Here is a 19,706-nt window from a genome sequence, read left to right on the forward strand (position 1 = left end):
TGGCCCCTGCCTCGCTCACCAGCCGCAATGGATTGTCGATGAAGCTCTCGCGTCTCGCCCTGACCCTTACCCTGCTGCCTGCCGGCCAACTGCTGGCCGACACCCTCGACCGCGAACAGGCGCTCAAGTTGCCCGACGTGCTGATCAGCGCCAACCGCCAAGTGCAGGCGCGTAACGACAGCAGCGCCGCCAACACCGTGTTTACCCGCGACGATATCGACCGCCTGCAACCCTCCAGCGTCACTGACCTGCTGCAACGGGTACCGGGCGTGCAAGTGGCACAGACCGGCGGGCGAGGCAGCTTGCCCGGCATCTACATTCGCGGCACCTCGTCAGCACAGACCCTGGTGCTGGTGGACGGCCAGCGCATCGGCTCTTCCACCTCGGGCGACAGCAACCTGCAGCACCTGAATATCGAGCAGATCGAGCGCGTGGAAGTGCTGCGCGGTTCACGTTCGGTGATCTACGGCAGCGACGCGATTGGCGGGGTGATCCAGATCTTCACCCGGCGCAGCGCCGAGCAGGGCCTGCAACCCCGCCTGCACCTGGGCATGGGCAGCCAGCAGAGCTGGGAGCGCAGCATCGGCCTGTCCGGCGGCGACCAGCAGACCCGTTTCAACCTGGGCGCCAGCCTCGACGAAACCGCTGGGAGCAATCGCACCCATGAGTCTTATGCCAGCGATCGCGACGATGATGCCTACCGCAACCAATCCCTGAGCCTGAGCCTGAGCCACGCCTTCAACGATGACTGGGAAGCCGGCCTGAACCTGCTGGATAACCGCGGTAAAAACGAGTTCGACAATCCCTTCGGGCGCTTCGACAGCAACACCTTCGAAAGCTACCCGCAGAAACCCTACAGCGAATTCGCCGTCAGCAGCTTCAGCAGCTATATCGACGGCCACATCAACGAAGCCTGGCAATCGCGCCTGGAACTGGGCCACAGCGAAAACCGCGAGAAGAGCCTCGACAAGCTCAGCGATGAACGCTCGGTGTTCAACACCTACCGCGACTCGCTGAACTGGCAGAACGACCTGACCCTGGACGAACGCAACCGCCTGATCGTCGGCGGCGACTGGTACCAGGACCGGGTCAACAGCAGCACCGCCTTCGACGAAGACAGCCGCTGGAACCGGGCGGCGTTTATCCAGCACCGTTTCCAGGCCGAGCGTTTCTCCACCGAGCTGGGCCTGCGCCGCGACCAGAACCAACAGTTCGGCGGCCAGAACAGCTGGAGCGGCACCTTTACCCTGCCGCTGAACCCGGACAACGACCTGCTGCTGACTTACAGCGAAGGCTTTCGCGCGCCGACCTTCAACGACCTTTACTACCCGAACGAAAACGGCTTCATCAACAGCAACCCGGACCTGAAGCCCGAAACCTCGAAAAGCTACGAATTACAGTGGCGCAGCCAGCTCAGCGACAGCAGCCGGCTTGAGGCGTCGCTGTACCGGACCGACCTTCGGGACGCGATCGTTTTCGCCAGCAACGGCCCGCAAAACGTCAGCTCCGCTCGCATCGACGGCTTCGAGGCGGCGCTGAAACAGGAGCTGTTCGACTGGCAGAGCAACCTCGGGCTGGCAATCATCGATCCCCGCGACCGCGACACCGGCCACACCCTGGCCCGCCGTGCCCGCCGCACCCTGAGCTGGGACCTGGACCGGCAGTTCGACCGCCTGGGCCTCGGTGCCAGTTGGCAGGCGGTGAGCAGCAGCTACGACGACCCGGCCAACCAGCAGCGCCTCGGCGGTTACGCCCTGCTGGGCCTGCGCGGCAGTTGGGCGCTGAATCGCGAGGTCCGGTTGGAATTGAAGGTCGACAACCTGCTCGACAAGTCCTACAGCCGGGCGTTGTACAGCCACGACGGCGCGCAGTACGGGTACCGCGAGGAAGGCCGGGCATGGATGTTCGGGGTGACCTGGACGCCAGAGCTTTAGTCAGGCGGCGCCTGTAACAGCGCTATCGCGAGCAAGCTCGCTCCTACAGAACAGCGTGCAATCCCCTGTAGGAGCGAGCTTGCTCGCGATCCGCTACTCAGGGCTAAGCCATTGGCAGAGCTTGGCTGTCGCCGCGATCATCTGCCCGCTCGGCCGCTCCAGGCCTTTGTCCGTAACCAACAACAAGCGCCCTTGGGCCACCGCCGAGACCTGCGGCCAGGCTTTCCAGGCCTCGAGTTGCGCCGGGGTACTGGCCAGGATCGCTGCCGGATTGCGCTGCAACACCGCTTCGACGCTGACTTGCGGCGCCGGCAGCGGCAGGTCGGCGAATACATTGCGCGCACCGCACACCGCCAAGGCGTCGCTGATAATCTGCGTGCCGCCCACGGTGTACAGCGGCTGATCCCAGACCTGATAGAACACCGCCAGAGGCTCGCTGCGGGCATAACGCTGACGCAGGCTGGCGAGTTGTTGGCGCAGGTGGCCGGCAAGCGCCTGGCCGCGCTGTGCACGCCCGAGCCGAGCAGCGATGGTCTCGATCTGGCTGACGAGTTGGTCGAGGCTATGGGGTTCGGCCACCAGGGTCGGGATGCCCAGGCGGGCGAGCTGTTCGCGCTGGGCCGGGCCGACGCTGCCGGGCCAGAGCAGAAGCAGATCCGGCTTTAGGCTGAGCAGGCGCTCCATGTCCAGTTGGCCGTAGCGGCCCACGGAGGGCAGGTCTTTCAGCTCAGTGGGGCGTTCGCCGGCATCGAGCACGCCGACCAGCAGGTCGGCGCTACCCAGTTCGACGACGATCTCCGACAGCGACGGCGCAAGGCTGACCACCCGTTCCGCCGCCAGCGCCGGGCCGCCGAACGCCAGCAGCAGGACGGCTAGCCAGCGCCGCATCAGCCGAGTTGACGCGGAATACGGTAGAGGTAGAACAGCACTGCGGTGGACAGCGCCAGCAGGATCAGCGGTACCGCTTCCAGGCCGACGAACACCGCCAGGGCACCGATCCAGGCCGGCAGGGCCGCCGCCAGGAAGGCCGCACGGCGACTGGCCGCGAGGGCGATCCAGGCACCGGGTTCGTCCGGGGTGTCGAGGGCTTTATGGGTGGCAACCAAGGCATGCTTGTAGCGGCCGAAAAACTTCAGGCTGGCAAACATCGAGGCCACGCCCGCGATGAAAAACGGCATCGCCAGGATCGGCAGCAGCGGCTCGCCCTGGCCGAACACCAGGTTGATCACGAACAGCGGCAACAGCGCCAGCGCCAGGTATTGCCACCAGCTGACGGCCAGACGCCGCCGTACCTGACCGCGGGTCACGCCCGGTCTACCTCGCCCTGATGCTCGTTGCCCATCATGTGGTCGAGCTTGCTGGCCTTGGTCGCCAGGTAGAGTTTGTTGTGCGGGTTGTGGCCGGTATGCAGCGGGACACGTTCGGCGACAACGATGCCCATCTCGGTCAGGGCCTTGACCTTGCGCGGGTTGTTGGTCATCAGGCGCAGGGACTTCACCCCCAGGTGCTCGAGCATCGGCAGGCACATGGCGTAGTCGCGCTGGTCGGCGGCAAAGCCCAGGCGCTCGTTGGCTTCCACGGTGTCGGCGCCGCCGTCCTGCAACTCGTAGGCGCGAATCTTGTTGAGCAAACCGATGCCGCGGCCTTCCTGGCGCAGGTACAGCAGCACACCCCGACCCTCATGGGCGATGGCCCGCAGCGCCGCTTCCAGTTGCGAACCGCAATCGCAACGCTGGCTGAACAGGGCATCGCCGGTCAGGCATTCGGAGTGCAACCGGCCGAGCACCGGAGCGCCATCGGCAATATCACCCAGGCTGAGCACGACGTGCTCGCGGCCGGTGGCTTCGTCGAGAAAACCGTGCATGGTGAATTGCGCAAAAGGAGTGGGCAGCTTGGAAGCGGCAACAAAAACGACGGGCACCGTTGTGCTCCTGATCTGTATGGGACTTGAAATTCGCAGAGGCGACATTGTAACAGCAGCTTCCGACAGACGCTTAGGCTGAATTATCGGACATAAAGATCGAGAAGTTAGATCAGCGCTCGGCAGGCGGACGTTCGACGTCGAACGGGTAAGGCTGATTCCAACGCTGGAAAATCGGCCGTAAACGGCCGTTTTTCACCAGTTCGTCCATCCGCCGATCGAACAGCGCGCACAGCGCCTGCCCCCGCTCATTGTCGGCAAACCCCAGGAACAACGGCAGCTCGGCCAGATGGGAGCGACGAAACAACGAAGGGTCCGCGGCCTGGGACAGGACAAAGTCGACCTCGGTCAGGGCGTCGATATAGAAATCGGCGCGCCCCTGCTGGAGCATCGGCAAGATGCCGATCCGTCGGCGGATTTCATTGAAGCGCTTAAGGTTGGGCAGGTAATCCTGGTACTTGTAGCCCCGCACCCAGACCAGGCGATAGCTGCCGAGCGTGGCCAGGGTCGGCGCCGGGTTCGTCGCCAGCCCCAGGCTGTAGATATGGTCGGTATCGTAATTCCAGCGCGGGTACAGCGCGCCTTCGATCTCGTCCCGATACGAGCCGACCAGCGCGTCCACTTCCCGGCGCTGCACCAGCCCGACTGAGCGGGTGTAAGGCACGCTGCGCCTGTCGAGCTTCACGCCCTGACTCTCGAAGACCTCGCGCAGGATGTCCCAGGCCATGCCCTGGCCATCGGCCTGGGTGTAGTTGTCCCACTCTTCGCTGGCCACCCGGATTTTCCCGGGAAGCGCCGCCGGTTCATCGGCCCGGGCCAGGTTAGCGGCCAGGACACAGAGCATTACCAGCAGGACGCGACCGAGCCGCATGGCTGACTCCTCAGGTAAACCACCACACCAGGCCCTGCATCGCCAACCAGGCGAAGACACCGGCCAGTACATCGTCGAGCATGATGCCGATACCGCCGTGCACATGCCGGTCGATCCAGCGAATCGGCCAAGGCTTGAGAATGTCGAAGAAGCGGAACATCAGGAACCCCGCCAGCAACCAGTACCAGCCTTCCGGCACCAGCCACAGGGTAATCCACATCCCGACCATTTCGTCCCAGACGATGCCTTCATGGTCATGCACCCGCAGGTCGTCGGCCACCTTGCCGCACAGCCAGAAGCCAAACAGCATGGTGATGCCGAGCATCAGCCAGTAACCCCAATCCGGCAACATCTGCCACAGCGGGATAAAAGGTAGCGCAACCAGCGAGCCCCAGGTACCCGGAGCCTTGGGCAAAGTGCCCGAACCGAAGCCAAATGCAAGAAAATGCCAAGGATTGCGCCAGACGGAAGGCGGCACGAACTCTGCCGGAACCTGCTTGGGATGATCTGTCACGGTGTCTCCCGAAAATGTTGATAGCCCCGAGTACTCGGGGTGATGTCCTGCCCCGCGGCATCCAGCAGCACCACGCCCTGCCCGGCCACCGCCCGACCCAGTACATGCACCGGCCAGCCAGCGGCCAGCAGCGGGGCCAGCTCGTCCGGCGGCAGGGTGAACAGCAGCACGTAGTCGTCGCCGCCGCTGAGCGCCGCCGAGCGGGCGTCATTTTCACCGAGAAAAGCCGACAGCGCCCGGGACATCGGCAGTTTTTCACTTTCGATCAGCAAGCCGACAGCCGAGGCGGCCGCGATATGCCCGCAATCGGCCAGCAGGCCATCGGAGATATCCATGGCTGCGCTGGCCTTGCCGCGCAGTGCCTGGCCCAGGGCCAACTGCGGTTGCGGCGACCAGTAATGGGCCAGCAGCGGCTCGGCGATCGCCGGATCGGCCGTGCGCTGCCCAAGCACCAGCGGCAGGGCGCCAGCACCGTTACCCAGCTCGCCGCCGACGCACAGCAAGTCCCCGGGCCGGGCACCGCCGCGGGTCAGGGCCTGGCCGACAGGGACACGGCCGAAGACCGTCAGGGTCAGGGTCAAGGGCCCGCGCGTGGTGTCGCCGCCCACCAGGCGCACGCCGCACGCCTGCGCCATAGCATTCAGGCCACGGGCATAGGCTTGCAACCAGTCGGCGTCGACGGTCGGCAGGGTCAGGGCCAGGGTGAATGCCAGGGGCGCGGCGCCCATGGCCGCCAGGTCGCTAACCGCCACTGCCAGCGAGCGCTGGCCAAGCAGGAAAGGGTCGCAGGGGTCTGCGAAATGCACACCGGCCACCAGGGTGTCGGTGGATATCGCCAACTGCTCGCCCTGGGGAACAGCCAGCAAGGCGCAGTCGTCGCCGATCCCCAGGGCAATGCCCTCGCCGCCCTGCGCACAAGGCGCGGCGGCGAAGAAATTGCGGATCAGCTCAAACTCGCCCATGGCAGCTGCAAGCGCGGATCAGCGCTTGAACGCCTTCACTTCAGCTTCACGCAGGCGCGGGGCCAGCTTGTCGAGTACGCCGTTGACGAACTTGTGGCCGTCGGTGGAACCGAAGACCTTGGCCAGCTCGATACCTTCGTTGATCACTACGCGGTACGGCACGTCGACGCGCTTGAGCAGCTCCCAGGTGGACAGGCGCAGGACCGCCAGCTCGACCGGGTCCAGCTCTTCGATGGCGAGGTCCAGGCAAGGCACGAGCGCGTTGTCGATCTCGTTCTTGTTGGCCGGTACGCCGTGCAGGATCTCACGGAAGTAGGCGCCGTCGATGTCGGTGAAATCGTTGTCGACCCGGAACTGCGCTTCGATCTCGTTCAGCGAGTGCTTGGCCATATGCCATTGGTACAGCGCCTGGGTCGCGAGCTGGCGGGCTTCGCGACGCTTGGCGCTCTTGGATGGCTTGCCAGCGTCCGCAGGTTTCGGATCGCGCGGGTTGAAACGATCGCTATCGTCGCTAATCACTTGGCCTCCAACTGCGCCAGCAGGCTGACCATTTCCAGAGCGGACAAGGCGGCTTCAGCGCCTTTGTTGCCGGCCTTGGTGCCGGAACGCTCGATGGCTTGCTCGATCGAGTCGACGGTCAGCACGCCGAAGGCGACCGGTACGCCGAACTCCATGGACACCTGGGCCAGGCCCTTGGTGCATTCGCCAGCCACGTATTCGAAGTGCGGAGTGCCGCCACGAATGACCGCGCCCAGGGCGATGATCGCCGCGAACTCGCCCTTCTGCGCGACTTTCTGCGCGACCAGCGGAATCTCGAAGGCGCCCGGAGCACGAATCACGGTGATGTCGCTTTCGCTCACGCCGTGACGGACCAGGGCGTCGACCGCGCCGCTGACCAGGCTTTCGACGACGAAGCTGTTGAAACGGCCGACCACCAGGGCATAGCGGCCTTTGGGGGCGATGAAGGTACCTTCGATGGTCTTCAGGGTCATTCGACAAATCTCTTAAAGAGCCGGGGCGCGTTCGTTACGCGCCCACCAGTGATATTTGAACCGCGAATTTCAAGCCGCAGGCAGCCGGCTTTTATTCGGAGGGCACGTATTCTACAACTTCCAGATCGAAACCGGATATCGCATTAAATTTCATCGGCGCACTCATCAGGCGCATCTTGCGTACGCCCAGGTCGCGCAGGATCTGCGAGCCGGCACCGACGATGCTGTAGGTGGTCGGTTTTTTCGCCGGCGCGTGTTCGGCGGTCTCGCGGATATGCGCCAGCAGCACGTCGCCGTCCAGCGGGTGCCCCAACAGCAGCACCACGCCGCTGCCGGCCTCGGCGACCGTAGCCATCGCGGCGCGCAGGCTCCAGCGGCCGGGCTGCTTGACCATCAGCAGGTCGCGCAGCGGGTCCATGTTGTGCACGCGGACCAGGGTCGGTTCTTCGGCGCAGATGTTGCCCAGGGTCAGCGCCATGTGCACGTCGCCTTCCACCGAGTCACGATAGGTCACCAGGTTGAACTGGCCCAGTTCGCTGTCCAGCGGCTGCTCGGCAATCCGCTGAACGGTACGTTCGTGGATCATCCGGTAGTGGATCAGGTCGGCGATGGTGCCGATCTTGATGTTGTGTTCGGCAGCGAAGGCTTCCAGCTCGGCGCGACGGGACATGGTGCCGTCGTCGTTCATCACTTCGCAGATCACCCCGCTCGGCTCGAAACCGGCCATACGCGCCAGGTCGCAGGCGGCCTCGGTATGGCCGGCACGGGCCAGGGTGCCGCCCGGCTGGGCCATCAGCGGGAAGATGTGGCCCGGGCTGACGATGTCTTCGGCCTTGGCGTCCCGGGCCGCGGCGGCCTGCACCGTGCGGGCGCGGTCGGCGGCGGAAATGCCGGTGGTCACGCCGGTGGTGGCCTCGATGGACACGGTGAACTTGGTGCCGAACCCGGAACCGTTGCGCGGCGCCATCAACGGCAGCTTGAGCAGCTCGCAACGCTCGCGGCTCATCGGCATGCAGATCAGGCCGCGGGCATGCTTGGCCATGAAGTTGATGTGCTCGGCCTTGCAGCACTCGGCGGCCATGATCAGGTCGCCTTCGTTCTCGCGGTCTTCGTCATCCATGAGGATGACCATCTTGCCTTGGCGGATGTCTTCAACCAGTTCTTCGATGCTGTTGAGCGCCACGCGGCACCCCCCTTCTTTCAAAATTTGAGGTTCAGGATTTGAGGTAGCCGTTAGCGGCCAGAAAACTTTCGCTGATGCCGCCGCTCGAAGGCTGCGCCGCCTTGTCGCCGAGCAGCAGGCGCTCCAGGTAACGCGCCAGCAGGTCGACCTCGAGGTTGACCTGCCGACCCGGCCGGTAGTCGGCCATGATGGTTTCGGCCAGCGTGTGCGGGACGATGGTCAGCTCGAACTCGGCGCCATCGACCGCGTTGACCGTCAGGCTGGTGCCATCGACGGTGATCGAGCCTTTATGGGCGATGTACTTGGCCAGGTCCTTGGGCGCACGGATGCGGAACTGGATGGCACGGGCATTTTCTTCCCGGGCTACCACCTCGCCGACGCCGTCGACGTGGCCGCTGACCAGATGGCCGCCCAGGCGGGTGGTCGGGGTCAGGGCCTTTTCCAGGTTGACCCGGCTGCCGGCTTTCAACTGATGGAAAGCGGTGCAGTCCAGGGTCTCGCGGCTGACGTCGGCCCAAAAGCCGTCGCCCGGCAGTTCCACCGCGGTCAGGCAGACGCCGTTCACCGCGATGCTGTCGCCGAGTTTCACATCGCCCAGGTCGAGCTTGCCGGTTTCCACATACACCCGCACATCGCCGCCCTTGGGGGTCAATGCACGGATACTGCCGATGGATTCGATGATGCCTGTGAACATATGGAGTCCTCCTCGAGAACAGGGCCGCCGCGGGGCGAAGGCCGGGAATTATACGCTCGCCGCTGGCAGAGGAATGGCAATGACTCGCCAGTCATCGCCAACCGCGCGGATTTCACTGATTTTGAGTGCGGGCGCGTCTTTCATCTGCGCCAGCGGCCAGTCCAGCAACGGCCGCGCCGAAGAACCGAGGAACTTGCCGGCGACAAAGATCTGGTACTCGTCCACCAGGCCCTGCTGGGCAAAGGCTCCCGCCAGGCGTGGACCGGCTTCCACCAGCACCTCGTTGACGCCGCGGGCGGCCAGTTCGCCGAGCAGCCGATGCAGGTCGACCTGGCCATCGGCGCCCGGCACGATCAGGCATTCCGGACCGTTGGCGTACTGTTCCTCCACCGCGGCACAGGTGGCGACCAGCGCCGGCCCGGCCTTGAAGAACGGTGCGTCGAGCGGCACCCGCAGGCGGCCGTCGATCAAGACGCGCAAGGGCGGACGGCTGATGGCCAGGGCGGTCTGTTCCGCGTCCAGCCCCAGCTCCTCGGCCCGCACCGTCAGCCGGGCGTCGTCGGCCAGTACCGTATCGGCGCCGGTCAGCACCACGCTGGCCTGGGCCCGCAGGCGCTGGACCGCGGAACGCGCGGCGGGGCCGGTGATCCACTGGCTTTCGCCGCTGGCCATGGCGGTGCGCCCGTCCAGGCTCATCGCCAGCTTGACCCGCACGAACGGCAAACCATGTTCCATGCGCTTGAGGAAACCCTGGTTGAGCATCCGCGCTTCCTGCTCCATCACCCCGCTGTGGGTGGCGATGCCCGCTTCGGCCAGGCGCTGCAGGCCACGGCCGGCGACTGCCGGGTTAGGGTCCTGCATCGCGGCCACCACCCGCGCCACCCCGGCATTCACCAAGGCGTCGGCGCACGGCGGCGTGCGGCCATGGTGGCTGCAAGGTTCGAGGGTCACATAGGCGGTGGCGCCCCGGGCATGTTCAGCGGCGGCGCGCAAGGCATGGACTTCGGCATGGGGCTCGCCGGCCCGCACATGCCAGCCTTCGCCGACCACCTGGCCGTCGCGCACGATCACGCAGCCGACCCGGGGGTTAGGGTGCGTGCTGAAGCGGCCTTTGCGCGCCAGCTCCAACGCTCGCGCCATGTAGTGGGCGTCGAGCGCCGCCTGCTCCGGGGAGATGTTCATTCTTTGCCCGGCTCGCGGGCGAGACGGTCGATCTCTTCGCGGAATTCGTTGAGGTCCTGGAAGCGCCGGTAGACCGAGGCGAAACGGATATAGGCCACTTCATCGAGCTTTTGCAGCTCGGCCATCACCAGTTCGCCGACGACCAGCGACTTGACCTCGCGCTCGCCGGTGGCGCGCAGCTTGTGCTTGATATGCACCAGCGCGGCTTCCAGGCGCTCGACGCTGACCGGACGTTTTTCCAGGGCGCGCTGCATGCCAGCGCGGAGTTTTTCTTCGTCGAAGGGCTGACGGCTGCCGTCAGTCTTGATCAGGCGCGGCAACACCAGTTCGGCGGTTTCGAAGGTGGTGAAACGTTCACCGCAGGCCAGGCATTCACGCCGGCGGCGCACCTGTTCGCCTTCGGCGACCAGACGCGAGTCGATGACTTTGGTGTCGTTGGCACCGCAGAAGGGACAGTGCATGGTGGCAGGCAACAAAAAAAGGGAGGGCCATGGTAGCGCATCCCACTGGCAAGACAAGCCATAGCCTTTACGGTATACAGACCGACTATTATGTTTTGCACATGGAATTTCGTCTTGTTGGAGCTTCGCATGCCGCTACGACCGCTCGTTTTGCTCAGCCTTTTCAGCCTGCTGGTCGCTTGCAGCAGCGACGCCCCGAAACCTGCCCAATCCACTGTCCCGCCCCAACAGAGCGTGAAAAAAGCCCAGGAAGCCGCCGACCTCGGCCCCCTGCCCGCCTACCAGCGCGAGCTGAGCGGTTCCTTGCAGGGCGTACCGGCGGGCGCCGAAGTGGAGCTGGCGCTGCTGGTGATCGACGAACGCGGCCGGCCGCAGCGCTTGCTGGCCAGCAGCAACCTGATCGGCAATAACAAGGTCCTGCCGTTCCGCCTGCGCTTCAATCCCGATGTGTTCCCGGCGGGCGCCCGCGTCGAGTTGCGCGGCCGCGCCAGCCAGTCCGGGCAGTTGATCCTGCACCTGCCGGCGCAGCGTATCGCCCAGCCGGCGACCCAGGCCCTGGGCCAGTTGCAATTCGTCAAAGCCCCATGACCCCACCGCTCGACCTGCAGCAGGCCCTGGGCGAACTGCTCGGCGACGCTCGCCTAGTGGCCTGCGAGCTGCCGGACACAGCGCTGAAGCTCTGGCTGATCGACGCCGACAACATGGACCGCGCCTTCACCCCCGAGGAAACCCGGCGCATTCTCCACGAGCCGCCGTACTGGAGTTTCTGCTGGGCCAGCGGCCTGGCCCTGGCGCGTTATCTGGCCGAGCGCCCGCAGTGGGTGCAAGGCAAGCGGGTGCTGGATTTCGGCGCCGGTTCCGGGGTGGCCGGCATCGCTGCGCTGAAGGCCGGTGCGCTGGAGGTGGTGGCCTGTGACCTCGACCCGCTGGCCATTGCCGCCTGCCGGGCGAATGCCGCGCTCAACGACGTCGAGCTGAATTACTCCACGGACTTTTTTGCCGAGGCCGACCGTTTCGACCTGATCCTGGTGGCCGACGTGCTGTACGACCGCGCCAACCTGCCGCTGCTCGATCAGTTTCTCAGCCGCGGCCGGGAAGCGCTGGTGGCGGATTCGCGGGTCAAGGATTTCCAGCATCCGCTGTATCGACGCCTGGAAATGCTGCATGCCCTGACCTTGCCGGACCTGGCCGAGCCGTGGGAGTTTCGCGAGGTGAGCCTGTACCACGCGCAGCGGTTGAGCGGCTCGTGATCGCTTTGCAGTCAATCGCGAGCAAGCTCGCTCCTACAAGGTAAGCGGCGTCTGTAGGAGCGAGGCTTGCCCGCGAAGCGATCTACCGGTCACTCCCCTGCTTTCAGCCGCACCCCGCCAACCTTTATAGTGGCTCCATTCACGTTTCTTCGAGATCCCCCATGAGTCAGGACACGCCGTACATTTTCGACGCCAGCACCGCCGATTTCGACCAGTCGGTGATCGAGAACTCGTTCCACAAGCCGGTACTGGTGGATTTCTGGGCCGAATGGTGCGCGCCCTGCAAGGCGCTGATGCCGATGCTGCAACAGATCGCCGAGAGCTATCAGGGCGAGTTGCTGCTGGCCAAGGTCAACTGCGATATCGAACAGGACATCGTTGCCCGCTTCGGCATTCGCAGCCTGCCGACCGTGGTGCTGTTCAAGGACGGCCAGCCAGTGGACGGTTTTGCCGGGGCACAGCCCGAGTCCGCGGTGCGTGCCATGCTCGAACCCCATGTGCAGATGCCACCGCCCAAGGCCGCCGACCCGCTGGAGCAAGCCGAGGCACTGTTCGCCGAAGGCCGCATCGCCGATGCCGAAGCCACCCTGAAAGTGCTGCTGGGCGAAGACAACACCAACGCCAAGGCGCTGATCCTCTATGCCCGCTGCCTGGCCGAACGCGGCGAGCTGGACGAAGCGCAGACCGTTCTCGGCGCGGTCAAGGGCGACGAACACAAGGCCGCGCTGGCCGGGGCCAAGGCGCAGATCACCTTCCTCAAGCAGGCCGCCGACCTGCCGGACGCCGCCGAGCTGAAAAGCCGCCTGGCGCAGAACCCGCAAGACGACGAAGCGGTGTATCAGCTGGCGATCCAGCAACTGGCGCGCCAGCAGTACGACGCGGCGCTGGATGCGTTGCTCAAGCTGTTCGTGCGCAACCGCAGCTACAGCGAAGGCCTGCCGCACAAGACCCTGCTGCAAGTGTTCGAGTTGCTGGGCAACGATCACCCGCTGGTGACCACCTACCGCCGCAAGCTGTTCGCCGCGCTGTACTGATTCACCGCGGGGTTTATCGCGAGCAAGCTCGCTCCTACAGGGGCGGGTTCAGGGCTATTGTTCGATCCAGCTGTAGAGCGGCGTATCGCCGCCGCTCGCCACTTTGACTTCGGCGCTGTGGCGCAGGCGTACCAACAGGCGCTTGCCCGCCGCCGCGCTGCCGGTCAGGCCTTCGAGCTGCTCCAACAGGTCCGGGCCGCTCAATTGGCCGGCCTTGCGCAGCAAATCCTTGGCGATCTGCCACAACGCGTCGTCCTGGCTCACCGGCTTGGCCGCCGCGCTGCTTTGCGCCTGGGCAGCCGGCAACGGCGCCCCCAGCCGGGCGCTCAACCGGTCCCAATCGCCGTCGTCCAGTTCCAGGGTCAAATCCACCGGCCATTCGCCGATGCTTCCACGAATCCGCACCATTGCTGCGCTCCTGATTTTTTCTGACGAGCATGCTCCCATGCGTCTTGCGCAACGCCAAGCAGGCGGTCAAACTCTCGCGAATTCCGTTATAAGATTACATAACATTTTTTTCATGTTCGCCCCGGAGACTTGCCATGCGCCGCCTGCTTCTCGCCCTGCCGTTCGCCCTGCTGCCCCTGGCCATCGCCCAGGCGGCCGAAAAACACGACCACGACCATGAGCACGGCAGCCTCGGCGCTCACGAGCATGGCGTAGCCCGCCTGAACGCGGCGCTGGACGGCCAGACCCTGGAGCTGGAGCTGGAAAGCCCGGCGATGAACCTGGTGGGGTTCGAGCACGCTGCCAGCACCGACGCGGACAAGGCCAAGGTCGACGCCGTGCGAGCCTTGCTGGAAAAACCGCTGGCGCTGTTCAGCCTGCCACCCGCCGCGGGTTGCGTGGTGGCCCAGCAGGAACTGGAAAGTCCGCTGTTCGGCGACCTGCCGGCGGCCGACGATCACGACGAAGACGAAGACCACGACAAAGCCGCCAAGGATGCCGACGGCCACGAACATCACCATGAACACAGCGAGATCCACGCCCACTACCAATTCACCTGCGCCACCCCAGGCGCGCTGAAAACCCTGGACCTGGCCGGCGTATTCAAGACCTTCCCCGCTACCCAGAAAATTCAGGTACAACTCATCTCGCCAAGCGGTCAGCAAGGCGTGGAAGCGACGGCCAAGGCCGCCAGCCTGAAGTTCTGACCACCGTCTCTGTAGGAGCGAGCTTGCTCGCGATGGCGATGCCACAGCCAACAAGTGATGCAAGCCGGAAAACCGTTATCGCGAGCAAGCTCGCTCCTACACATATGAATCAACCGACGAACCGCCTCCCATGACCCAAGCACTGATCCAACTGTCCGACCTGGGCTTCAGCTGGCCCGGCCATCCGCAGTTGCTGGATATCCCGGCGTTTCGCCTGGAAGCGGGTGAAACGCTGTTCCTCAAAGGCCCCAGCGGCAGCGGCAAGACCACCTTGCTCGGCCTGCTCGGCGGCGTGCAGAAGCCCGACCGCGGCAGCATCCGCCTGCTGGGCCAGGAGCTGACCGAGCTCTCGGCCGGCGCCCGCGACCGTTTCCGCGTCGACCACACCGGCTACATCTTCCAGCAGTTCAACCTGCTGCCGTTTCTCTCGGTGCGCGAGAATGTGGAACTGCCTTGCCACTTCTCCCGGTTGCGCGCCAGCCGCGCCGCCCAGCGCCACGGCAGCGTCGACCAGGCGGCCGCCACCCTGCTGGCCCACCTGGGCTTGAAAGACCCGGACCTGCTCGGGCGCCGGGCCGACTCGCTGTCCATCGGCCAGCAGCAACGGGTGGCCGCCGCCCGCGCGCTGATCGGCCAGCCGGAACTGGTGATCGCCGACGAGCCGACCTCGGCGCTCGACCACGACGCCCGCGAAGCCTTTATCCGCCTGTTGTTCGCCGAATGCCGCGAAGCCGGGGCCAGCCTGCTGTTCGTCAGCCACGACCAGAGCCTGGCCCCGCTGTTCGATCGCAACCTGTCGCTGGCCGAACTCAATCGTGCCGCCACGCCCGCAGAGGTCTGAGATGTATCTGTTCCGTCTAGCCATGGCCAGCCTGGCTAACCGCCGCTTCACCGCGATCCTCACGGCCTTCGCCATCGCCCTGTCGGTCTGCCTGCTGCTGGCGGTGGAGCGGGTGCGTACCGAGGCCCGCGCCAGTTTCGCCAGCACCATCAGCGGCACCGACCTGATCGTCGGCGCCCGTTCCGGTTCGGTGAACCTGCTGCTGTACTCGGTGTTTCGCATCGGCAACGCCACCAACAACATCCGCTGGGACAGCTTCGAGCACTTCGCGGGCAGCCCGAAGGTGAAATGGGCGATCCCGATTTCTCTCGGCGACTCCCACCGCGGTTACCGGGTGATGGGCACCACCGCGGCCTACTTCGAGCATTACCAGTACGGCCATCAGCAGAACCTGCAATTGGCCAGCGGCCGCGAGTTCGCCAGCGACCCGTTCGAGGTGGTGCTGGGCGCCGAAGTCGCCGAGGCCCTGCATTACCAGCTCGGCGACAAGCTGGTACTGGCCCACGGCGTGGCGGCCATCAGCCTGGTCAAGCACGACGACAAACCCTTCACCGTGGTCGGCATTCTCAAGCGCACCGGCACCCCGGTGGACCGCACGCTGCACATCAGCCTCGGCGGCATGGAGGCGATCCATATCGACTGGCACAACGGCGTGCCGGCCCAGGGCAACGGCCGCATCAGCGCCGACCAGGCGCGCAACATGGACCTCACGCCGCAGGCGATCACCGCCTTCATGCTGGGCTTGAACAGCAAGATCGCTACCTTCGCCGTACAACGCGAGATCAACGAATACCGGGGCGAGCCGATGCTCGCCATCCTCCCCGGGGTCGCGCTGCAAGAGTTGTGGAGCCTGATGGGCACCGCGGAAAAAGCCTTGTTCGTGGTGTCGCTGTTCGTGGTGCTGACCGGCCTGATCGGCATGCTCACGGCGATCCTCACCAGCCTCAACGAACGCCGCCGGGAAATGGCCATCCTGCGTTCGGTCGGCGCGCGCCCCTGGCATATCGCCACGCTGCTGGTGCTGGAAGCCTTCGCCCTGGCGCTGTTCGGCGTGCTCGCCGGGCTGGGCCTGCTGTACCTGGGCATCGCCCTGGCCCAGGGTTATGTGCAATCGACCTACGGCCTGTACCTGCCGCTCTCCTGGCCAAGCGAGTATGAGTGGACGCTGCTCGGCGCTATCCTGATCGCCGCCCTGCTGATGGGCTGCGTGCCGGCCTGGCGCGCCTACCGACAATCGCTGGCCGATGGCCTGTCCATCCGCTTATGAGGAACTCTGTCATGAAGAGCTCCGGCATGCCCCGTGCCTTGCTTGCGCTGCTGATGCTGGTCGCCCTGCCGCTGTGGGCCGCCGAACCCCGGGACCTGGCGTGGTCGGAAATGATCCCGCCGGACGCCCCGGCGGAAGTGCCGAACATGAAACCGCTGCATGACCTGTCGCAGATGAGCGACGCACTGGCCGCCGAGTCCGCCCCGGCGGCCAAGCAGGACATGCCCAACGCGCCGGTGGTGCAAAGCCTCGACGGTCTGTCGGTGCGCCTGCCCGGCTACATCGTGCCGCTGGAAGTCAGCGAGGCAGGCCGCACCACCGAGTTTCTGCTGGTGCCGTATTTCGGTGCCTGCATTCATGTGCCGCCACCGCCGTCGAACCAGATCGTGCACGTGAAAAGCGAAGTCGGAGTGAAGCTCGACGAGCTGTATCAACCGTACTGGATCGAGGGACCGATGCAGGTCAAGGCGTCCACCAGCGAAATCGCCGACGCGGGTTACCAGATGCAGGCGGAAAAGATTTACGTGTATGAGTTGCAGGAGTGAAACCGTGAGTCCCGCGGGGTCTGTACCGAAGTAATCGCGAGCAAGCTCGCTCCTACAAAACAGCGCCAACCCCTGTAGGAGCGAGCTTGCTCGCGATGAGCCCCGCGCTGATCCGGTTTTCATTGAGCTGAGTCAAGGCCCGCTCCTTGACGATCCTTACCATTGGACCTAGCCAACTTGAATCGTCCTTTGGAGCTCCCATGCACAAGTCCTTGCTCAGCGCCCCCCTGTTCGCGCTCGCGCTCGCCGCCCCGCTCGCCCACGCCCACGAAGCCGGCGACATCATCGTTCGCGCCGGTGCCATCACCGTCAACCCGAAAGCCGACAGCGGCGACGTCAAGGTCGATCGCGGCCCGCTGGCCGGCGCCAACCTCGGCGGCAAGGCGACCATGAGCAGCGACACCCAGCTGGGCCTGAACTTTGCCTACATGCTGACCAACAACATTGGTATCGAACTGCTCGCGGCCACCCCGTTCGAGCACGACGTGAAGCTCAAGGACACCTCGCTGGCCGCCGCCAACGGCAAGCTCGGCACCCTCAAGCACCTGCCGCCGACCCTGAGCGTGGTGTACTACCCGCTCGACCACAAGGCCGCTTTCCAGCCTTACGTCGGTGCCGGTATCAACTACACCTGGATCTATGACGAGCACGTCGGCAGCAGCGCCAGCGCCGCCGGTTTCGACAACTTCCGGGCCAAGAACTCCTGGGGCCTGGCCTGGCAGGTCGGTGCCGACTACATGCTGACTGACAACGTGATGATCAACGCCCAGGTGCGCTACGTCGACATCGACACCACCGCCTACGTGGACAACAACGCGGTCGCCAGCGGCACTCGGGCCAAGGTCGACGTGGACGTCGATCCATGGGTCTACATGGTCGGCCTGGGCTACAAGTTCTAAATCGCCCGCACAAAAAAGGCGCCTCTCAAGGCGCCTTTTTTATTGGCCGGGGAACACTCAGAGGTCCAGCAAACGCGCCAGCCCAACGCTCATCGGCGTCGGCTCGGGGAGCGTGAAACGCTGCAACAGCCGCTGGTTGTTGGCCCGCGAATGGCGAATATCCCCCGAACGCGCCGGGCCGTAGCTGATCGCCGGCAACGCCCCCACCACCTGGCCCAGGGCCTCGAGCAACTGCTTGAGGGTGGTGGCCTGGTTCAGGCCGATATTCACCGCGCCGACTTCCAGCTGCGGCATTTCCAGGGACTGCACCAGCACGTCCACCAGGTCTTCGACATACATGAAGTCGCGGGTTTGCTCGCCATCGCCGAATACGCTGATCGGCAGGCCTTTCTGCGCGCGCTCGCAAAAGATGCTGATGACCCCGGAGTACGGCGAGGACGGGTCCTGGCGCGGCCCGAAGATATTGAAGAAGCGGAAGATCGCCGGTTCCAGGCCGTGCTGGCGGCGATAGAAATCGAAGTAGTACTCGCTGGCCAGTTTGTCCGACGCATAGGGCGTCAGCGGCGCCTTGGGCGTGTCTTCGTCGATCGACTGGCCCTCGCCGTTATTGCCGTAGACCGCCGCGCTGGAAGCGAACAGCACCCGCTTGACGCCGGCCTGGCGCATGGCTTCGCAGACGTTGAGGGTGCCGATGAAATTGCTCTGGTGAGTCCGCACCGGGTCGTCCACCGAAGCCTGTACCGAAGCGACCGCTGCCAGGTGCGCCACCGCGCTGCAACCGCTCATCGCCCGCGCCACCAGGGCCGCGTCGGCGACGTCGCCTTCGATCAGTTCGACCCGCGAGTCGCCCAGCGGCAGGTTGCTCGGTTTGCCGGTGGACAGATCGTCGAGGATCCGCACCGAGTAGCCCTTGGCGAGCAACGCGTCGGTCAGGTGCGAACCGATGAAACCGGCGCCGCCGGTGATCAAAACAGGGCCATCAGCCATGACGATAAAACCTATCCAGTAGAGTCGGGAGCGCCGCGCGCCAGGCGCGGGGCTTGATCCCGAAGGTGTGCAGAATTTTCTTACAGGCGAGCACCGCGTGCTGCGGCTCTTCGGCGGCGTCCGGCCGAGCGGCGTGAGCCTGGGCGGTCGGCGTTTCGATGGCCAGCGGATGCAGGCTGCGGGCCTCGGTGAGGATCGCCTGGCCCAGCGCCAACGGGGTGGTCGCCTCGTGGCCGGCGTAATGGTAGGTGCCCCACAACGGCGCCGCGCAATCGAGTTGCTTGAGCACCGAAATGATCACCCGGGCAGCGTCGTCCACCGGCGTCGGGTTGCCCCGCCGGTCGTCGGCCAGTAACAGTTCTTCGGGGTGTTCGGCGCGAGCCAGGAAACGCCCCAGGGTGCCGTCGGCGCTGTCGTCCAGCAGCCAGCCGAAACGCAGCAGCACATGTTGCGGGCAGGTGGCGCGCACGCTCTGCTCGATCCGCCACAAGGCCTGGCCGCGCAGTCCCAGCGGCACCGGCTCGTCCTTCTCGCTGTAGGCCGTGGCCCGCGAACCGTCGAACACGCGATAGCTGGAAGGCTGCAGCAGGATGATGTTGTGATGCTGGCACAGCTCGGAAAGCCGCTCGACCGCCCGTTCCTGGGCGCTCAGGCGCGCCTCGGAAACACTCTCCGCCTGGAACCAGTCGAAGTAGTACGCAAGGTTGATCAAGGCATCCGGACGGGTGTCGTCGAGCAGTTGCGTCAGGCTCGCGGCATCCCAACCGTCTTGCGGCGGACGAGGTGCGAGGAAACCGATGTCTTCCTCCGCACCGAGGCGAATCAGCGCCTGCCCAAGGGCATTTCCGCCGCCCAGTAACATAAGGCGCATTCGCATAGAGTCAGCAGGCCCAATCTGTTCGGAACGATGGTTTGAATGGACCAGACCCGCGGCCTGGCCATGAATAGTGCTCAGAATCGTTGCATTTTGCGGGTTTCCGGCGCAACCGTCACTGAGAAAGTGCGAGGGGCCGGC

At 65.1% G+C, this 19,706-nt stretch carries 24 protein-coding genes; 9 read left to right on the top strand and 15 right to left on the bottom strand.

Going from position 1 to position 19,706, the window contains the following annotated elements; genetic code table 11:
• The first annotated feature begins 38 nt into the window (after window positions 1-38).
• On the top strand, window positions 39-1,934 hold the full coding sequence (locus tag BTN82_RS26375) for a TonB-dependent receptor domain-containing protein (RefSeq protein WP_075121978.1): 1,896 nt from the start codon (window positions 39-41) through the stop codon (window positions 1,932-1,934).
• Between the two features lie 93 nt (window positions 1,935-2,027).
• Here BTN82_RS26375 and BTN82_RS26380 read toward each other — a convergent pair whose 3' ends face one another.
• From BTN82_RS26380 to nrdR, 12 genes are all read right to left on the bottom strand, one after another.
• A complete protein-coding gene (locus BTN82_RS26380) occupies window positions 2,028-2,822 on the bottom strand; it encodes a cobalamin-binding protein (protein WP_075121979.1) in 795 nt (264 codons plus the stop codon).
• Window positions 2,822-3,241: an MFS transporter gene (locus BTN82_RS26385; RefSeq protein ID WP_075121980.1), complete on the bottom strand. Its 420-nt coding sequence runs from the start codon at window positions 3,239-3,241 to the stop codon at window positions 2,822-2,824. The genes BTN82_RS26380 and BTN82_RS26385 overlap by 1 nt, the downstream gene beginning before the upstream one ends.
• Entirely contained in the window at window positions 3,238-3,855 is a 618-nt protein-coding gene (ribA, locus tag BTN82_RS26390) for a GTP cyclohydrolase II (RefSeq protein WP_075121981.1), read from the bottom strand. Before ribA ends, BTN82_RS26385 begins: the two co-directional genes overlap by 4 nt.
• Window positions 3,856-3,967: 112 nt before the next feature.
• The gene (locus tag BTN82_RS26395) at window positions 3,968-4,726 is read right to left on the bottom strand and encodes a substrate-binding periplasmic protein (RefSeq protein ID WP_075121982.1); all 759 of its coding nucleotides are present in this window, start codon (window positions 4,724-4,726) and stop codon (window positions 3,968-3,970) included.
• Window positions 4,727-4,736: 10 nt separating this feature from the next.
• Complete coding sequence (locus tag BTN82_RS26400; RefSeq protein ID WP_075121983.1) at window positions 4,737-5,240, bottom strand: phosphatidylglycerophosphatase A; 504 nt, start codon at window positions 5,238-5,240, stop codon at window positions 4,737-4,739.
• Window positions 5,237-6,202 (bottom strand): thiamine-phosphate kinase, encoded by a 966-nt coding sequence (gene thiL / locus BTN82_RS26405; protein WP_075121984.1) that lies wholly within the window; start codon window positions 6,200-6,202, stop codon window positions 5,237-5,239. Before thiL ends, BTN82_RS26400 begins: the two co-directional genes overlap by 4 nt.
• 18 nt (window positions 6,203-6,220) lie before the next feature.
• Complete coding sequence (gene nusB, locus BTN82_RS26410) at window positions 6,221-6,721, bottom strand: transcription antitermination factor NusB (RefSeq protein ID WP_075121985.1); 501 nt, start codon at window positions 6,719-6,721, stop codon at window positions 6,221-6,223.
• Window positions 6,718-7,194, bottom strand: a complete 477-nt coding sequence (gene ribE / locus BTN82_RS26415) for a 6,7-dimethyl-8-ribityllumazine synthase (protein WP_007924117.1) — start codon at window positions 7,192-7,194, stop codon at window positions 6,718-6,720. The genes nusB and ribE overlap by 4 nt, the downstream gene beginning before the upstream one ends.
• A 91-nt stretch (window positions 7,195-7,285) precedes the next feature.
• Window positions 7,286-8,377 carry a bifunctional 3,4-dihydroxy-2-butanone-4-phosphate synthase/GTP cyclohydrolase II gene (ribBA, locus tag BTN82_RS26420; protein WP_075121986.1) on the bottom strand — a complete coding sequence of 364 codons (1,092 nt, stop codon included), beginning with the start codon at window positions 8,375-8,377 and terminating at the stop codon, window positions 7,286-7,288.
• 31 nt (window positions 8,378-8,408) lie between these two features.
• Window positions 8,409-9,071 (bottom strand): riboflavin synthase, encoded by a 663-nt coding sequence (locus BTN82_RS26425; protein WP_075121987.1) that lies wholly within the window; start codon window positions 9,069-9,071, stop codon window positions 8,409-8,411.
• 48 nt (window positions 9,072-9,119) lie between these two features.
• Entirely contained in the window at window positions 9,120-10,253 is a 1,134-nt protein-coding gene (gene ribD / locus BTN82_RS26430; RefSeq protein WP_075121988.1) for a bifunctional diaminohydroxyphosphoribosylaminopyrimidine deaminase/5-amino-6-(5-phosphoribosylamino)uracil reductase RibD, read from the bottom strand.
• A complete protein-coding gene (gene nrdR / locus BTN82_RS26435) occupies window positions 10,250-10,714 on the bottom strand; it encodes a transcriptional regulator NrdR (RefSeq protein ID WP_007924133.1) in 465 nt (154 codons plus the stop codon). The genes ribD and nrdR overlap by 4 nt, the downstream gene beginning before the upstream one ends.
• Window positions 10,715-10,843: 129 nt before the next feature.
• Between nrdR and BTN82_RS26440 the strand changes: the two genes are divergently transcribed.
• The 3 genes from BTN82_RS26440 to trxA all read left to right on the top strand — a co-directional run bounded on the left by BTN82_RS26440 (window position 10,844) and on the right by trxA (window position 12,998).
• A complete protein-coding gene (locus BTN82_RS26440) occupies window positions 10,844-11,302 on the top strand; it encodes a hypothetical protein (RefSeq protein WP_075121989.1) in 459 nt (152 codons plus the stop codon).
• Entirely contained in the window at window positions 11,299-11,964 is a 666-nt protein-coding gene (locus BTN82_RS26445; RefSeq protein WP_075121990.1) for a class I SAM-dependent methyltransferase, read from the top strand. Before BTN82_RS26440 ends, BTN82_RS26445 begins: the two co-directional genes overlap by 4 nt.
• Window positions 11,965-12,125: 161 nt before the next feature.
• Window positions 12,126-12,998, top strand: a complete 873-nt coding sequence (gene trxA, locus BTN82_RS26450) for a thioredoxin (RefSeq protein ID WP_075121991.1) — start codon at window positions 12,126-12,128, stop codon at window positions 12,996-12,998.
• Window positions 12,999-13,052: 54 nt separating this feature from the next.
• Here the strand turns inward: trxA and BTN82_RS26455 are convergent, their stop codons facing one another.
• Window positions 13,053-13,406, bottom strand: coding sequence for a hypothetical protein (locus BTN82_RS26455; RefSeq protein ID WP_075121992.1), 354 nt, complete (start codon window positions 13,404-13,406; stop codon window positions 13,053-13,055).
• A gap of 134 nt (window positions 13,407-13,540) precedes the next feature.
• On the opposite strand from BTN82_RS26455, the gene BTN82_RS26460 reads away from it, so the two are divergent.
• From BTN82_RS26460 to BTN82_RS26480, 5 genes are all read left to right on the top strand, one after another.
• On the top strand, window positions 13,541-14,152 hold the full coding sequence (locus BTN82_RS26460; protein ID WP_075121993.1) for a DUF2796 domain-containing protein: 612 nt from the start codon (window positions 13,541-13,543) through the stop codon (window positions 14,150-14,152).
• A 130-nt stretch (window positions 14,153-14,282) separates the two neighbouring features.
• Window positions 14,283-14,993, top strand: a complete 711-nt coding sequence (locus BTN82_RS26465) for an ABC transporter ATP-binding protein (RefSeq protein WP_075121994.1) — start codon at window positions 14,283-14,285, stop codon at window positions 14,991-14,993.
• Between the two features lies 1 nt (window position 14,994).
• On the top strand, window positions 14,995-16,260 hold the full coding sequence (locus BTN82_RS26470; protein WP_075121995.1) for an ABC transporter permease: 1,266 nt from the start codon (window positions 14,995-14,997) through the stop codon (window positions 16,258-16,260).
• Window positions 16,261-16,286: 26 nt separating this feature from the next.
• A complete protein-coding gene (locus BTN82_RS26475; protein ID WP_075122030.1) occupies window positions 16,287-16,805 on the top strand; it encodes a DUF3299 domain-containing protein in 519 nt (172 codons plus the stop codon).
• Between the two features lie 200 nt (window positions 16,806-17,005).
• Entirely contained in the window at window positions 17,006-17,704 is a 699-nt protein-coding gene (locus BTN82_RS26480; RefSeq protein ID WP_075121996.1) for an OmpW/AlkL family protein, read from the top strand.
• A 57-nt stretch (window positions 17,705-17,761) separates the two neighbouring features.
• Here the strand turns inward: BTN82_RS26480 and BTN82_RS26485 are convergent, their stop codons facing one another.
• Window positions 17,762-18,691 carry an NAD-dependent epimerase/dehydratase family protein gene (locus BTN82_RS26485; RefSeq protein WP_075121997.1) on the bottom strand — a complete coding sequence of 310 codons (930 nt, stop codon included), beginning with the start codon at window positions 18,689-18,691 and terminating at the stop codon, window positions 17,762-17,764.
• Window positions 18,684-19,568: a sugar nucleotide-binding protein gene (locus BTN82_RS26490; RefSeq protein WP_075121998.1), complete on the bottom strand. Its 885-nt coding sequence runs from the start codon at window positions 19,566-19,568 to the stop codon at window positions 18,684-18,686. The genes BTN82_RS26485 and BTN82_RS26490 overlap by 8 nt, the downstream gene beginning before the upstream one ends.
• Between the last annotated feature and the right edge of the window lie 138 nt (window positions 19,569-19,706).

This window comes from Pseudomonas chlororaphis (genome assembly GCF_001921865.1).
GTDB classification, from domain to species: Bacteria; Pseudomonadota; Gammaproteobacteria; order Pseudomonadales; family Pseudomonadaceae; genus Aquipseudomonas; species Aquipseudomonas chlororaphis_D.

Coding starts and splice junctions, on each gene's coding strand:
- BTN82_RS26375 (WP_075121978.1), top strand. CDS start 39: ATGAAGCTCTCGCGTCTCGCCCTGACCCTTACCCTGCTGCCTGCCGGC.
- BTN82_RS26380 (WP_075121979.1), bottom strand. CDS start 2,822: ATGCGGCGCTGGCTAGCCGTCCTGCTGCTGGCGTTCGGCGGCCCGGCG.
- BTN82_RS26395 (WP_075121982.1), bottom strand. CDS start 4,726: ATGCGGCTCGGTCGCGTCCTGCTGGTAATGCTCTGTGTCCTGGCCGCT.
- thiL (WP_075121984.1), bottom strand. CDS start 6,202: ATGGGCGAGTTTGAGCTGATCCGCAATTTCTTCGCCGCCGCGCCTTGT.
- ribE (WP_007924117.1), bottom strand. CDS start 7,194: ATGACCCTGAAGACCATCGAAGGTACCTTCATCGCCCCCAAAGGCCGC.
- BTN82_RS26425 (WP_075121987.1), bottom strand. CDS start 9,071: ATGTTCACAGGCATCATCGAATCCATCGGCAGTATCCGTGCATTGACC.
- ribD (WP_075121988.1), bottom strand. CDS start 10,253: ATGAACATCTCCCCGGAGCAGGCGGCGCTCGACGCCCACTACATGGCG.
- nrdR (WP_007924133.1), bottom strand. CDS start 10,714: ATGCACTGTCCCTTCTGCGGTGCCAACGACACCAAAGTCATCGACTCG.
- BTN82_RS26440 (WP_075121989.1), top strand. CDS start 10,844: ATGCCGCTACGACCGCTCGTTTTGCTCAGCCTTTTCAGCCTGCTGGTC.
- BTN82_RS26445 (WP_075121990.1), top strand. CDS start 11,299: ATGACCCCACCGCTCGACCTGCAGCAGGCCCTGGGCGAACTGCTCGGC.
- trxA (WP_075121991.1), top strand. CDS start 12,126: ATGAGTCAGGACACGCCGTACATTTTCGACGCCAGCACCGCCGATTTC.
- BTN82_RS26455 (WP_075121992.1), bottom strand. CDS start 13,406: ATGGTGCGGATTCGTGGAAGCATCGGCGAATGGCCGGTGGATTTGACC.
- BTN82_RS26460 (WP_075121993.1), top strand. CDS start 13,541: ATGCGCCGCCTGCTTCTCGCCCTGCCGTTCGCCCTGCTGCCCCTGGCC.
- BTN82_RS26465 (WP_075121994.1), top strand. CDS start 14,283: ATGACCCAAGCACTGATCCAACTGTCCGACCTGGGCTTCAGCTGGCCC.
- BTN82_RS26470 (WP_075121995.1), top strand. CDS start 14,995: ATGTATCTGTTCCGTCTAGCCATGGCCAGCCTGGCTAACCGCCGCTTC.
- BTN82_RS26475 (WP_075122030.1), top strand. CDS start 16,287: ATGCCCCGTGCCTTGCTTGCGCTGCTGATGCTGGTCGCCCTGCCGCTG.
- BTN82_RS26480 (WP_075121996.1), top strand. CDS start 17,006: ATGCACAAGTCCTTGCTCAGCGCCCCCCTGTTCGCGCTCGCGCTCGCC.
- BTN82_RS26485 (WP_075121997.1), bottom strand. CDS start 18,691: ATGGCTGATGGCCCTGTTTTGATCACCGGCGGCGCCGGTTTCATCGGT.
- BTN82_RS26490 (WP_075121998.1), bottom strand. CDS start 19,568: ATGCGAATGCGCCTTATGTTACTGGGCGGCGGAAATGCCCTTGGGCAG.